General features: G+C 61.8%; 13 protein-coding genes. 4 read left to right on the forward strand and 9 right to left on the reverse strand.

All coding sequences use genetic code 11. The features are described 5' to 3' along the window. Positions 1–38 precede the first annotated feature (38 nt). Entirely contained in the window at positions 39–944 is a 906-nt protein-coding gene (locus LPB19_RS04645; RefSeq protein WP_206644944.1) for a metal-dependent hydrolase, read from the reverse strand. A gap of 217 nt (positions 945–1,161) precedes the next feature. Between LPB19_RS04645 and LPB19_RS04650 the strand changes: the two genes are divergently transcribed. Both LPB19_RS04650 and LPB19_RS04655 read left to right on the forward strand, forming a co-directional pair. Beyond that, positions 1,162–2,268, forward strand: a complete 1,107-nt coding sequence (locus tag LPB19_RS04650; RefSeq protein WP_206644945.1) for a helix-turn-helix transcriptional regulator — start codon at positions 1,162–1,164, stop codon at positions 2,266–2,268. 94 nt (positions 2,269–2,362) lie between these two features. Further along, positions 2,363–2,779, forward strand: coding sequence for an NINE protein (locus LPB19_RS04655; protein WP_206644946.1), 417 nt, complete (start codon positions 2,363–2,365; stop codon positions 2,777–2,779). Here the strand turns inward: LPB19_RS04655 and LPB19_RS04660 are convergent, their stop codons facing one another. After that, entirely contained in the window at positions 2,780–4,144 is a 1,365-nt protein-coding gene (locus tag LPB19_RS04660; protein ID WP_206644947.1) for a WS/DGAT/MGAT family O-acyltransferase, read from the reverse strand. It abuts the gene before it with no gap. A 198-nt stretch (positions 4,145–4,342) separates the two neighbouring features. Here LPB19_RS04660 and LPB19_RS04665 point away from each other — a divergent pair, with 198 nt between their 5' ends. Then, positions 4,343–4,630: a hypothetical protein gene (locus tag LPB19_RS04665; protein WP_206644948.1), complete on the forward strand. Its 288-nt coding sequence runs from the start codon at positions 4,343–4,345 to the stop codon at positions 4,628–4,630. 3 nt (positions 4,631–4,633) lie between these two features. On the opposite strand, the gene nirD is transcribed toward LPB19_RS04665, so the two are convergent. The 4 genes from nirD to LPB19_RS04685 form a co-directional block, all read right to left on the reverse strand. Further along, positions 4,634–5,002 carry a nitrite reductase small subunit NirD gene (nirD, locus tag LPB19_RS04670; protein WP_206644949.1) on the reverse strand — a complete coding sequence of 123 codons (369 nt, stop codon included), beginning with the start codon at positions 5,000–5,002 and terminating at the stop codon, positions 4,634–4,636. A gap of 18 nt (positions 5,003–5,020) precedes the next feature. Further along, on the reverse strand, positions 5,021–7,528 hold the full coding sequence (nirB, locus tag LPB19_RS04675; RefSeq protein ID WP_206644950.1) for a nitrite reductase large subunit NirB: 2,508 nt from the start codon (positions 7,526–7,528) through the stop codon (positions 5,021–5,023). Positions 7,529–7,557: 29 nt separating this feature from the next. After that, positions 7,558–8,790 carry an NAD(P)/FAD-dependent oxidoreductase gene (locus tag LPB19_RS04680; protein WP_206644951.1) on the reverse strand — a complete coding sequence of 411 codons (1,233 nt, stop codon included), beginning with the start codon at positions 8,788–8,790 and terminating at the stop codon, positions 7,558–7,560. A 152-nt stretch (positions 8,791–8,942) separates the two neighbouring features. Then, positions 8,943–9,119 carry a hypothetical protein gene (locus LPB19_RS04685; protein WP_206644952.1) on the reverse strand — a complete coding sequence of 59 codons (177 nt, stop codon included), beginning with the start codon at positions 9,117–9,119 and terminating at the stop codon, positions 8,943–8,945. 3 nt (positions 9,120–9,122) lie between these two features. Here LPB19_RS04685 and LPB19_RS04690 point away from each other — a divergent pair, with 3 nt between their 5' ends. Further along, complete coding sequence (locus LPB19_RS04690) at positions 9,123–10,421, forward strand: nitrate regulatory protein (protein WP_206644953.1); 1,299 nt, start codon at positions 9,123–9,125, stop codon at positions 10,419–10,421. A gap of 6 nt (positions 10,422–10,427) precedes the next feature. Here the strand turns inward: LPB19_RS04690 and LPB19_RS04695 are convergent, their stop codons facing one another. Genes LPB19_RS04695 through LPB19_RS04705 form a run of 3 tightly spaced genes read right to left on the reverse strand, consistent with a single transcriptional unit; the run spans position 10,428 to position 13,654 of the window. Further along, complete coding sequence (locus tag LPB19_RS04695) at positions 10,428–11,294, reverse strand: ABC transporter ATP-binding protein (protein WP_206644954.1); 867 nt, start codon at positions 11,292–11,294, stop codon at positions 10,428–10,430. A gap of 11 nt (positions 11,295–11,305) precedes the next feature. Next, positions 11,306–12,298 carry an ABC transporter permease gene (locus tag LPB19_RS04700; protein WP_206644955.1) on the reverse strand — a complete coding sequence of 331 codons (993 nt, stop codon included), beginning with the start codon at positions 12,296–12,298 and terminating at the stop codon, positions 11,306–11,308. Between the two features lie 24 nt (positions 12,299–12,322). Continuing rightward, positions 12,323–13,654, reverse strand: a complete 1,332-nt coding sequence (locus tag LPB19_RS04705; RefSeq protein ID WP_228289254.1) for a CmpA/NrtA family ABC transporter substrate-binding protein — start codon at positions 13,652–13,654, stop codon at positions 12,323–12,325. Positions 13,655–13,961: the final 307 nt, after the last annotated feature.

The raw sequence follows: 13,961 nt of genomic DNA on the forward strand, positions 1-13,961 counted from the left end.
TGTTGTCCGGGGCACTGGAGCCGGCCAGCCAGCACGGGCTACTGCAATGTTGGTCGGTGGGTCGTGCGGTACTCAGGCGCGATGGCTGCCTCGATCTGCTGCCTGAACTCGGCAATCAGCGCGCTGTTGTCCTTGTCCCACGGGTGGAAGTCAGGACGGAAGTAGTCGAGCCAAATGGGAATCAGGCTCGAAAAGGTGCCGTTCCAGCCCCACATTCGCCACATCCCCCGGGCACTGTCGGCCAGTGAAAAGTTTCTGCGATCCCTGAACACCATACGGGCGGTAAACCAGCTCGCGACCGAACCCAGAACCGCCGTGCTCAGTAACAGGTACAACGCCCGCTCGGTGTAGGTCCCGCCGGCCTGTTGGAAAACATCGTAGGCCACCGATTTGTGTTCGGTTTCCTCAATAGCGTGCCAGACCCACAGCGGCCGCATGCTGTCGTGCATTTCCTCGCGCACCCTGTCCCGCTCCAGCAGCATGTCCGCCATCATCGCGGTGATGTGTTCCAGGGCGCAGGTGATGGCCAGCTGGTGTCGCTTCGGCAGCTGCCGGATCAGATTCAGCAGGGCCTTGAGCTCTTGCTCCATGGCCTGCACGGGCATTCCCTGTTCGGCAACATGGGCGTTCATGGCATGGTGCTCCAGCGAATGCATGGCTTCCTGGCCGATAAACCCTCTGACCGCCTCTTTCAGCTTGTTGTCCTTGATGTCGTCCCGGTAGGCACGGACGGAATCGACGAAAAACTGTTCACCCTGGGGGAACAACACCGACAGCGCGTTCATGGTGTGGCTGACCAGGTGACTGTTGCCGACCCAGTATCTGGGCACTCCGGTGCCGAAGGTGAAACCCATGCGCTGGGGTTTGATGGTGACATTGTCGGGGGTCTTTGAGGTTTTGCGGGCAACCGCTGCCTGTTTGTTCGCGGCGTTCGAGCTCAGCATGTGGCTACTCCCTTCGTGGCTGATGTCATAGCCTGAGTCTGGGCAAGTCCAGCCGGGGAAGGAATGCGATAAGGGGACGGTTGTCGTTCAGGATGGGCCACGGCCGGCCAATTGACTGGATTGACGCACTGCGACTCGGCGCGTCCCACTGTGGTGCCTGGCGGGGTTTGGTAGAGTCCTGATTTTGTATGTCACACAGCACCGGGAAGCCATCATCATGACCAGAACCGGACCGGACAAAGAGCGGCGGATACCCGGATTGTCCCTTGTTCCCGGTGTCTACATGAAGGTCCTGGCCGAGACCGTTCGCCGGCTGGGGCACAACGACCGGCTCATGTTTGCGGGCCTGAATCTCGCTCCGGCTGACCTGAAATCAACCGACAGCCGGGTGTTCGCCACCGATGCTATTGTGCTGGCCCAGCGTGCGCTTGAACTGGCCGGCTCCGACGGACTGAGTTTTGCGCTGGCCCGGGAGCTTCGGCTTACCATCCACGGCACCCTGGGGTTTGCGGCCCTGACCAGCCCGACATTCTCCACTGCCCTGGCCTCGGTGCAGCGTTACCTGCAGTTGCGCGCGCCTTTTTTGACCATGGACTATGCCACCACCGGCGATCAGGTCCTGGTGTATCTGCACTCGGAAGCCGGCGTGCCAGAGCTGTATCGGTTCCTGCTGGAAACGGTCAGCGCCACGCTGATCTATCTGACCGAGCAGCTATTGGATCGCGACATCGCCGAGCAGCGGGGGCTGATTCTGGCGCGCGGCCAGCTACCCGGGGTGAGTGTGCGCCTGCGGGCGCCGGAACCCTCTTATTACCGTCGATTTGCGGACCAGTTGCCGGTGCGCGTTGAATACGGGCAGCCCGAGGACATGCTGGTGTTTCCGAGGGAGTTGATGGCTGTGCCCATGCGCCTGGCTGACGCGGATGCATCCCGTATGGCGAGGGAGCAGTGTGAGCTTGAACTGCAGACAGCGTTGAGAGAACAGGGCGATATCAGCCTGGCGATTCGCAACATGTTGCGCATGATGCCCGGCCCCTTGCCGGCCCTGGAGGCCACCGCCGAGCGCTTTTATGTGTCGTCGCGGACGCTGAAGCGGCGGCTGGCGGAACGGGACACCAGTTACCGGGAAATCGTCGAGAGTGTGCTCAAAGACCGGGCCATGCAGTTGCTGCGCTACACCAACAAATCGGTAACCGAGATCGCCTACGAACTGGGCTATGCGGACCTTTCAAATTTCAGCCGGGCATTTCGCAAGTGGACGGGCAAATCGGCCAGTGAGTTCCGGGATACCGATGCCGATCCGGCGCCGGAGCTCGGGCCCTGACTTGGTGTATGCTTTGAAGGCGCGCCATGACCTTGCGGAATGCCCCCGGTGCACCCATATAACTAGTTGAATCCAATGATTATCAGGACGTGTTATGACCAGCGACTTAGACGTGAAGGATACGCACAGCAAACTGTTCGGGTACCTGCTCTGGATCTTCGGCTTTCTGGGCTCCCATCGGTTCTACTACGGTAAGCCGATAACCGGGACCATCTGGTTCTTTACCCTGGGGCTGCTGTTCGTGGGCTGGATCATCGATCTGTTCCTGATCCCGGCCATGGACCGGGAAGCCGATATCCGCTTCCGCAGCGGGGAGGTTAACTACAACATTGGCTGGCTGCTGCTGACGTTTACGGGCGTCTTCGGCCTGCACCGCATGTACATGGGCAAGTGGATCAGCGGCATCATCTACCTGCTCACCGGCGGCCTGTTCCTGCTCGGTGTGCTGTACGATTTCTGGACCCTGAACGATCAGATTTCCGTCCGCAACCGGGAGCGGCGCTTCGACTGACTACAGTCCGGCCGCCTGCTCCAGCTCTTCCAGCCCCTGCTCCAGCCCATCCAGCATCCGCTGCAGGCTGGGCAGGGTTCGCCGACAACCGATCAGGCCGAACTCCACCTGATCGTGGTAGCTGGTGAGGGTCATGTTCAAAGCCAGTCGATCCATGGCGATGGACACCGGGTACATGCCTTCCAGCTTGGCGCCATTCCAGTATTGTGGCTCTTTCGGGCCGGGAACGTTTGAAATCACCACGTTAAAGGTTTGCCAGTTGGGCGCCATACCGGTCAACAGGTGAAACGCGGCCGGTGCCATCATCAGCGCGGTGTAGTTGATGATTTCCTCGGACGACATCTGGGCGTAGCGATCCTTGGCCTGCTGGACCTCCCGGTGAATATGCATCAAGCGCTGCACCGGGTCCGCCAGATCGGTACCGAGCGAGGCCAGAATAATGCCCACCTGATTGCCCTCGGCGCTGTCGTCGTGGCGCAGGGACACCGGTACCATGGCCACCAGTGGCTTTTCAGGCAGGGCGTCACGGTTCATCAGGTATACCCGCAGCGCGGTGGCACACATGGCCATCACCACGTCGTTCACGGTGGTGCTGTAGGCGTGGCAGACCCGTCGGATTCGCGCCATGCGGTAGGACTGCGCGGCAAAGCGGCGGGAACCGGTGATTTTCTGGTTCAGAACGCTTCGGGGCGCATGGAAGATGGAGTCGTAGACGGGATTCTTCCGGGCTTCATTCACCGAGCGCAGTATTTCCCGGGCGACTGCCGGCACGGTGCCCAATTGCTTGCCGGACTCCCCCACCCAGTAACGCAGCGTTCGCCACAGCGTCGATTCCTGAGGTTCCCGGTGATGAGCGGATTGCGGCAGATCCCAGATCGGCGGCATGTTGCGCTGGCCCGGGTCCGTCGACAACATGCGGCGTATCAGGCACATGGCCGACATGCCGTCGACCAGAGCGTGATGTACCTTGATGTACAGGGCAAACTGCCGGTCCTGCAGGCCCTCGATCAGGTGAAATTCCCACAGCGGCCGTTCCCGGTCCATCAGATGCGAGTGCTCGGCGGAAATGAACGTCAGCAGCTCCCGGATTCGTCCCGGCGTCGGTAACGCCTCGAAGCGGAAGTGGTGTTCCAGATCCAGATGCTCGTCGTGCACCCACACCGGCTGGGCCAGCCGGGTATCCAGCCGGCGGTCAAACGGTGGCGTCACGTGGCTGTGCTGGCGGAGCTGCTCGGCCAGCTGGGCGACGTAATCATCGGGCGCGTCGTCAGGAAAGGAAAACAGCTGAAGCCCGCCGACGTGCATCGGTTGCTGGCGTTTTTCGAGCCAGAGGAACAGCTGGTCGGTGGGGCTGAGAGGTTTCAAGCGACGATCCTTGTTCTGGTTTTGGTCAGGCTAAGTAGGATGTTAGCCCATGGGCCGGTGGCCGAACATTGACCGGTGCGCAGAATCGAGGGTTTCTGTCGGTCAGGTCTGAACTAAGCTTCAGGTCGTAGCAGTTAACCAGGGAAATCAATCTGTAAGGGGACATCTGTGCGACCAGGGTCGGGAGGACGGAAGGCGATGACCGGGCGCCGGGCCGGCGGGGCCGGAATGTTGCTCGTGCTGATGGCACTGGCGGCTGCAGCAAGTCCAGTCGGTCGGTGCACACACCGGATGCCGCCGCCGCTGGTGTTTCTGCCGGGCGAGGGTACCGAGTTGTATCGGGGCGTGGGCGCGATCGTGCTGTTCGGTCTGATGGGTGCGGCCATCGTAACCGTAACCTTCCTGCCAGCACTGGCAATCGTGGTGCTGTCGATGCGCAACCGCGCCGGCCCGGATGAAACTGCCATGCCCTCTCTGGCGCGCTGAGGCTCAGGCGGTCTCCGCCGCCACAACCTCGGCCGGCACCTCCACAATCACGTCCTCACCGTTCAAATGCACCGCAAAGGTGGGGACCCGGACGCTGTCATCTTCCAGGCAAACGCCACTACGGAGGTCGAAGTGCTGCTTGTAGATGGGCGAGGCCACCACCAGATGCCCCTTCAGATCGCCGGTGATGCCCCGGGCCAGCACGTTCGCGCCGGAGAAGGGGTCGTGATGGCTGATCGCGTACAGTGACGGCGTCTGTGCCGGCAGGTAGAAGATGGCCACCGGACCGGCCGGGGTCCAGACCGCGACGCCGGACTCGGGAATCAGGTCCTGCACCTCGCATACGCGGTAGCGTTGAGTGTTGTTGCTCATGGGGAGTCTCCTGTGAACTTAAGCGGGATCAGCGAGCGGCCGTCTCTGGCCGCGTTCTTCGGCCCACTGCTGAACCGGGTCTTTCTGTGCCGGCGCATTGACGAACTCCCGGAAGCGCTTGCGCTGATCCGGATTCTCGACGGCGGTTTTCCACTCGCACTGATAGGTGCTGACGATGTCGGCCATGTGCTGGTCAAGCTCGGCGCAGATGCCCAGGCTGTCTTCCAGAACCACCTGCTTCAGGTATTCCAGGCCGCCCTCGAGGTTTTCCATCCACACGCTGGTGCGTTGCAGGCGATCCGCGGTGCGCACGTAAAACATCACTACCCGGTCGATGGTGCGAATCAGCTCTTCGTCAGTCAGATCCGTGGCGAACAGGTCGGCGTGGCGCGGGCGCATACCGCCGTTGCCGCAGACGTACAGGTTCCAGCCCTTGTCGGTGGCGATCACACCGAAGTCCTTGCTCTGGGCTTCGGCGCACTCGCGGGCACAGCCGGATACCGCCATTTTTACCTTGTGGGGCGCGCGCAGGCCCTTGTAGCGGTTCTCGATCTCGATCGCCATGCCCACGCTGTCCTGCACGCCGTAACGGCACCAGGTGCTGCCGACGCAGGACTTCACCGTGCGCAGGGCCTTGCCGTAGGCGTGGCCGGTCTCAAAACCGGCGGCGATGAGTTTTTCCCAGATTTCCGGCAGTTCGCTCAGGGTGGCGCCGAACAGGTCAATGCGCTGGCCGCCGGTGATTTTGGTATACAGGTCGTATTCCTTGGCCACCTGGCCCAGCACCATCAGTTTGTCCGGAGTGATTTCGCCGCCGGGCACCCGTGGCACGATGGAGTAGGTGCCGTTCTTCTGCATGTTGGCCATGAAGGTGTCGTTGGTGTCCTGCAGCGGCACGTGGTCGGTGGCCAGGATATGCTCGTTCCAGCAGGAGGCCAGGATGGACGCCACGGCCGGCTTGCAGATGTCGCAGCCATGGCCCTTGCCGTGCTGGCTGATCAGGGTCCCGAAGGTGCGGATGCCGTTCACTTTCACCAGGTGGAACAGCTCCTGACGGGTGTACGGGAAGTGCTCGCACAGATCCTTGCTGACCTCGACGCCGCGTTTGGCCAGTTCACTGTCGACCACGGTCTTGAGCAGGGCGGTACAGCCGCCGCAACCGGTGCTGGCCCTGGTTTCGCCCTTGACGCTGGCCAGATCTGAGCAGCCGGCGTCGATGGCACCGCAGATATCACCTTTGGTGACGTTATGGCAGGAGCAGATGGCGGCCGTATCCGGCAGGGCATCCGGGCCGAGGGTCGGGGCGTCACCCTGGCCTTCAGGCAAAATCAGGCTTTCCGGGGCTTCGGGCAGGTCGATGCCGTTGAGGGCGTATTGCAGCAGGGTATCGTACTTGCTGTTATCCCCCACCAGAATGGCACCCAGCAGTTTCCTGCCATCGGCGCTGACCACCATGCGGCGGTAGTAACCGGCTTGTTCGTCGTTGAAGCGAATGCTGCGGGAGCCCGGGGTTTGCCCGTGGGCATCGCCAATGGAGCCGACGTCCACCCCCAGCAGCTTGAGCTTGGTGCTCATATCGGCGCCGGTGAAGGCTGCGTCCGGATCCTTGTTGAGCGCCCCTGACAGGGTGCGGGCCATGGTGTAGCCCGGCGCCACCAGACCAAAGATACGCTGGTTCCAGAGCGCACACTCGCCGATGGCGTGAATGTGTGGATCGGAGGTGGTGCACTGATTGTTGACCACGATGCCACCCCGCTCACCCACGTCCAGGCCACTGGCCCGGGCCAGGGTATCCTGGGGCCGGATGCCGGCGGAGAACACGATCAGGTCGGTTTCCAGATTGGTATCGTCGCTGAAGTTCATGCGCAGACGGGCGGCTTCACCCTCGACGATGGCAGTGGTGGCCTTCTCGGTGTGCACCGACACGCCCAGATCCTCGATCTTCTGCCGCAGCAGGGCACCACCATCGGCATCCAGCTGCACCGGCATCAGGCGCGGCGCGAACTCCACCACATGGGCTTCAAGGCCAAGGCTTTTGAGCGCGTTGGCGGCTTCCAGTCCGAGCAGGCCGCCGCCCACCACCACGCCAGTTTTACCGCCCTCGGCGCTGGCCCGAATGGCGTCGAGATCTTCGAGAGTTCGGTAGACGAAACAGTGTTCCCGGTCGTGGCCGTCGATCGGCGGTACGAAGGGATAGGAACCGGTGGCCAGAACCAGCTCGTCGTAGGGGTATTCTCCTTGGGATGTGGCGACCACCCGGTGTTCACGGTCGATGCCGGTGACCTGCTCATCCAAATGCAGGTCGATGTCCTTGTCCCGGTACCAGTCAGCCGTGCCCATGGCCAGGTCGGCATGGCTGGAACCGGCAAAGTATTCCGACAGGTGAACACGATCATAAGCCAGTAGTTTTTCCTCGCCGAACACCAGAATCCGGTAGCCCGTTGCGGCATCGCTGGCTACAAACTGCTCCAGGAAGTGATGGCCAACCATGCCATTGCCAACCACGATCAGGTTCTTTTTCGTCATGATAATGTCCTCTCTCATCGGCGGGCGGTTCAGGCCGCCGCCTCGCAAAACGGTTTGCCAAAGGGCAGCTGGGCCCGGAATGACCCGACCTCGGTTTGTTCCTTGATCAGCTCCTGGTACCAGGCGCCTGCGCTGGTGTCGCCCAGCAGCACAGCGCCCACCAGGCGATGGTCGCGAATCATCAGGTGGCCGTAGGTGGCGGTCTCCAGATCCCGCCAGGTCAGGGATTCGGTGCGCTCGTCGGGTTGTTGCAGGCCGCAGGAGAACACCGGCAGGCCACTGATTTTCAGGCGAGTGGACAGCACAGCGCTCTCAAACGCCGAGGGGCTCTTTGAGTCGCGCAGGACATCAGCCAGCACCCGCGCCTGCTGGTAACCGGGTTCCACCAGTCCGAAGGTTTCGCCGCCCACCTCGCAGCATTCCCCGAGCGCGTAGATAGCGGGATCGCTGGTCTGCATCCGCCGGTTGACCCGGATGCCCCGGCCACATGCCAGGCCGGCGGCTTGGGCCAGTTCGCGGTTGGGCACGATGCCGGTGGCGATGACCACCAGGTCGGTGCTGATCAGGGTTTGATCGGCCAGCTGCACCGCATGAACATCGTCGGTGCCCAGAATTCGGATCGGCGCGGAGTGGGTCAGAATGTCCAGCCCGCGGCCGCTGAGTTGTTCGGCCAGTATCTCTCCGCCGGTGCGGTCCAGTTGCCGGTTCAGCAGGTGTCCGGAGCGGTGCAGAACGGTCACCGACAGGCCAAGCCGCTGCATGCCATCGGCCGCTTCCAGTCCCAGAAAACCGCCACCCACCACCACGGCACGGCGTCGGTGCTCGCGTTGCTCGATGAGTCGCCGGGCGTCGCCGAGGTCGCGGAAGTAGCTCACCCCGTGCAGATCTTCGCCGGCAATTCCCAGACTGGCGGGTCGGGAGCCAGTGGCGAGCACCAGGGTGTGGTAGGGCTGGGTACGACCGGTGCTGGTGGTGACGGTGCGGGCGCTGCGATCGATGTCGTTGACCCATTCGGCGCAGTGAACCCGGATACCCCGGGCGTCAAACCAGTCATCCGGCTGCAGCGCCAGACTGGCTTCGTCCGCCTCTCCGCTGAGCAGCGCCGGCAACTGGATTCGGTTGTAGGCACGCTGAGGCTCGCCACTGAACACCACGATGTTCTGAAACGGCGCCCCGGCGTCTGCCGTCAGTTCCTCCAGGAATCGCTGGGCCACCATGCCGTGGCCGCAGACGATCAGGGTGCGCTCGTTGTTCCGGTTCATCCTGGTTTCTCTGATGTGAAGAACGAAAAAAGCCGGAGCATCTCATCCCCGGGGGGAGTCGATGGTCCGGCACCAATGCCAACAACAATGATCTGATGATCCGGCCGATTCCGTGGCCGAGACGTTCATCCTTACCGGTTAATTAGCGATCTTCATGCCAGTTTTTTGAATTGTTTAAAATCAATGAGTTGGCGTAATTTCGGCGCGAAATGTCCGGACAGCCAGCGGAAAAGCTGCCCCGAACTGGGGCGGGCGCCCATTTTTAAGGCCGCGTAGTGGCCCGTTAATTGCTCCATTGTGGAGTGTTGGAGTTTTTTAATCGGAGTCATGCCATGAGTACCAGGAAACAGCCGCAAGGGAACGCCACGCCTTCCGCCGCGGATTATCTGATCGCCTCGCGCCAGTGCGAGCTGATGAATCTTCAGTATTTCCTGCAGATGGGAAAGGTTGTGCAGAGCATCAGTAACCTGGTGCACGGGCTGCAGCGCGAGCGAGGCGCGACCAACGTGTTTCTGGGCTCGGCGGGTGAGAAATTTGCCGCCGAACGACGCGCGACGGTGCAGGAATCGGATCGTCTGTGCGGGTTGTTTGAGCAGGCCCTGACCGAGGTGCACGAGGAGTTAACCGCCCATCCGGTCAGTAGCCGTCTGCTCAACGGGCTTGCCAGCGCCTTGCATGGACTGGCGCAGCTGCCGCCTCTGCGGGCAAGCGTAGAGAGTCAGGCGTTGTTGGTCGAAGACGCCACGGAAGCCTACAGTCGGCTCGTTCACGAGATGATTACCGTGGTGTTTGAGGCCGCGGAAACGGCGGTCGATCCGTCCATCGCCGGGCTGCTGGTGGCCATGGTGCACCTGATGAACGGCAAGGAACTGTGTGGTCAGGAGCGGGCGGTAGGCTCGGCCGGGTTTTCCAGGGGCTGCTTCAGCAATGCCCAGTCGAAGCGCATGATGCACCTTATTGAGGCGCAAGAACGGTGTTTCGAGGTGTTTGTCAGTTTCGTCGATGACCACAGCCGGGCGCTCTGGCAGAGCCTGCGGGCAAATCCACGGGAAGCGGAAATAGAGCGTCTGCGTCAGCTGGGCTGTTCGGTAGGGCGGTACAAGTCACTGGACCCGGAGCTGGCGGATCGTTGGTTTGCCCTGATGTCCGATCGAATGGACGAACTGAAGACGGTGGAGGACTCGGTAGAGGGCTGTTTCCACAGCCGATGCGTGGAGCGCTTCGCCGAAGCGCGTAATTCGCTGGCCCATCAGGAAACCCTCATTGCCTCGCTGGGTGCCGAGGACAGCGGTCCGCAGCCAGTGCTGGTGCTGTGCGACTCGGGCGAAGAGGCGCGCACTGGGAAGGCCTGGGACAGTGACGGCGTGGGTGAGCGGTTCGGTCGGTCCCTGTTCGATCTGCTTCAGGAACAGACCCGACGCCTGCAGCAGATGGACGATGAACTCAGGAGCGCCCGGGATGCCCTCGAAGAGCGCCGTACTCAGGAGAAAGCCGTGCTGCTGCTGATGGATCACCGGGGCATTGATAATGATGAGGCTCACCGCCTGTTGCGCAAGCTGGCCATGGATCAGGGCAAGAAACTGACCGAAGTCGCCCGCGCCCTGGTGTCCATGGCCGATGTGTTGAAGTAGCCCGGTTCAGACGCGGGCGGCTCTGGCGGCTTCGGGTTCCTCGTCGGCCGCTGCCGGCTGCGGACTCCGGCGAGGCGCGATGGTTTCCAGTTTGCGCTGCTTTTCGTACAGGAACTTCAGAACCTCCTGCCGGTAATGCACATAGGTGGGATCGTCGGCCAGCTCCACCCGGTTGCGCGGGCGTGGCAGCTCAATGCGCAGGTCTTCACCCACGGTCGCTGCCGGGCCGTTGGTCATCATGATGATGCGGTCTGACAGCAGCACTGCCTCGTCCACATCGTGGGTAATCATGATCACGGTGTTATTGAGGTCCTTCTGAATATCCATCAGCGAATCCTGCAGATGGGCCCGGGTCAGGGCATCCAGTGCCCCGAAGGGTTCATCCATCAGCAGCACGCTGGGTTTCATCGCGAGCGCCCGGGCGATACCGACCCGCTGAGCCATGCCGCCGGAGATTTCCCCGGGCCGCTTGCTGGCGGCGTGCGCCATGTTGACCAGTTCCAGGTTGTGGTTGATCCAGTCCTTGCGCTGTTGCTTGGTCATGGTCTTGCGAAAAACCTGCTGGACCGCCAGTTCCACGTTCTCATACACCGTCAGCCAGGGCATCAGGGCATGGTTCTGGAACACCACGGCCCGCTCCGGGCCGGGTGCGTTCACTTCGTGGCCGTCCAGCACACAGCCGCCCCGAGTGGCCTGCAGCAGTCCCGCAACGATGTTCAGCACGGTGGATTTGCCGCAGCCGGAGTGGCCGATCAGTGAGACAAACTCGCCTTTCTTGATCTTGAGATTGATGTTGTCCAGCGCCAGGAAAGAGCCCTTGGGGGTGTCGAAACTCATGTCGACGCCGGTCAGTTCCAGATGGGTTTTACTCATGGTGTTCTCCGTTATTCGTTCCAGGCGACTTTTTTCTGGATCAGCAGCATGACTCGGTCCAGCAGAAAGCCGATGAAGCCAATGGTCAGTACCGCAACCATGATCCGGCTCAGGGACTGACTGCTGCCGTTCTGGAATTCGTCCCAGACGAACTTGCCGAGGCCGGGGCTTTGGGCCAGCATTTCCGCGGCAATCAGCACCATCCAGGCAATCCCCAGAGACACCCGCAGGCCGGTGAAAATCATCGGCACGGACGACGGTAGCACCACCTTGCGCACGTGGGTCAGGAAGGGGAGCCGCAGCACCTGGGAGACGTTCAGCAGGTCCGGGTTCACCGCCGCCACGCCGACGCTGGTGTTGATCAATGTCGGCCAGAGGCTGCACAGGGTGACGGTGATCATGGAGGTCAGGAAGGATTTCTCGAACAGGGGATCGTCGCTGACGTAGGTGGCCGAGACCACCATGGTCACCAGTGGCAGCCAGGCCAGCGGCGACACGGGCTTGAACACCTGGATCAGCGGGTTTACCGCAGCCTGGAAATGCCGGTTCAGTCCGAACACGATGCCCAGGGGAACGGCGATGAGCGTTGCCAGCACGAAGCCGGCCAGCACGGTGACCAGGCTGGTGCCGATCTGATCAATGAAGGTTGGCGCACCGGGGTAGTCGCGGATCTTGACCTCGGCGTCCGGGTTCTTGGCCAGGATGCGGGCGTTGCGTTCTTCCTGCATGGTAATGAACTTGTCCGCCCGTTCACGCTGGTTTTCATGCTCCTGCCAGAGTTGACCGCCCTGCTCCCAGACCTGGGCCGGCCCCGGAAACGCCCCCAGAGAGGTGTCGATGCGCGGCGCGGTCAGGTGCCAGAAGCCGAGGAAGATCAGGATGCCGAGCGCAGGCAGCAACAGCTGCCTGGCGGTCTGGGCCCAGTCGATGCCGGCAAAGCGGCTGGCCAGGGATTTCAGCCAGACGTTTTGCTCGGGACGGGCGGTGGTGGTTAGCGTGTTCATAGTACTCTCCTGGACGACGCCCGGTTACGGTGTGTCGGAGCCTTTCAGGCCGATATCAAAGCTGTCGATGTAAGCGTTGGGCTGGCGCGGGGTGAAGGCCACACCATCAATCAGCTCGCCCTGGAACGGACGTTCGAAGTTTTCTTCGCTGAAGTCAGGGAAGTCCTCGGCGCTGAGCAGACCTTCGTCGATCAATGACTGCGCGGCCTGGGCGTAGATATCGCCGCGATAGACCTTGGCGGCGGTCTGCATGTACCAGTCGTCCGGCTTGGCCTCAGCGATCTGGCCCCAGCGGCGCATCTGACTCAGGTACCAGATGGCGTCGGACGGGTACGGATAGGTGGCGTTGTAGCGGAAGAACACATTGAAGTCCGGCACTTCCCGGACATCGCCTTTCTCATACTCGAAGGTTCCGGTCATGGAGTTGGCGATGACCTCGGCATCCGCTCCTACGTAGCTTGGCCGGGCGAGAATCTCGACGGCTTCTTCGCGGTTGGCGTTGTTGTTCTCATCCAGCCAGTGCGCAGCACGGATCATGGCGCGCAACAGGCGCAGGTGAGTGTTCGGGTTTTCTTCGGCCCAGGATTCGGTGACACCGAAGACCTTTTCCGGGTTGTTGGGCCAGATTTCGTAGTCGGTGATCACCGGCACCCCTATGCCTTTGAACACCGCTTGCTGGTTCCAGGGCTCACCCACGCAATAACCCGCGATGGTGCCGGCTTCCATGGTGGCTGGCATCTGTGGTGGCGGAGTTACCGACAGGTGCACGTCTGCTTCGAGGGTGCCACTGGTGTCACCGCGCTGGGGCGCGTAGAAGCCCGGGTGCAGGCCGCCGGCGGCCAGCCAGTAACGCAACTCGTAGTTGTGGGTGGACACCGGGAAGACCATGCCCATGCGGAACCGTTCACCTTTGGCGCGCGATTGCTCAACCACCGGCTTGAGGGCGCTGGCACTGATCGGGTGAACCGGCTTGTCGCCCTCTTTTTCGATGTGCTGGCTCATGGTGTCCCAGACATCGTTGGATACGGTGATGCCGTTGCCGTTCAGGTCCATGCTGAAGGCGGTAATGATGTTAGCCTGGGTGCCGTAGCCAATGGTGGCGCCCAGAGGCTGTCCGGCCAGCATGTGGGCGCCATCGAGTTCGCCGGTAATCACCCGGTCGAGCAGCACTTTCCAGTTGGCCTGTGCTTCCAGTTCCACAAACAGGCCTTCGTCCATAAAGAAGCCCTGTTCCCAGGCCACCGCCAGCGGTGCCATATCGGTCAGCTTGATAAACCCGAGTTTCAGGTCGGCTTTTTCGGGCTCGCCGATGGCGCCTTGCACCGGCCCAACACCGGCGATCAGTGAGGCCGCCATGGCTACGCCGGCCAGTTTCCTGAGTGTTCCTTTTCTGTCTGTCTGCTGTGTCTTCATGGTGTCCTACCTCTCGACTTTCTGCTGTCGAAAAAAAAGCGCCTGTCCTCCGTGGACCGGAAGACAGGCGCCTATGCCTGCGGAGCGCTCTTGCAACAGAGGCCCTGATTTTTCGTTTGTGTATTCGTCAGTTAGCCCTGAGCACACTCTGTGCCATCAGGGGAAACCTCAACAAAAACAGAGGCTAAAGGATTTTTCGGTGCGCGGGCCTGTGGCTGACTCCCGGCAGCGTGTTCGGTTTTGGTGCGAC

The organism is Marinobacter salinisoli, assembly GCF_017301335.1.
GTDB lineage: Bacteria > Pseudomonadota > Gammaproteobacteria > Pseudomonadales > Oleiphilaceae > Marinobacter > Marinobacter salinisoli.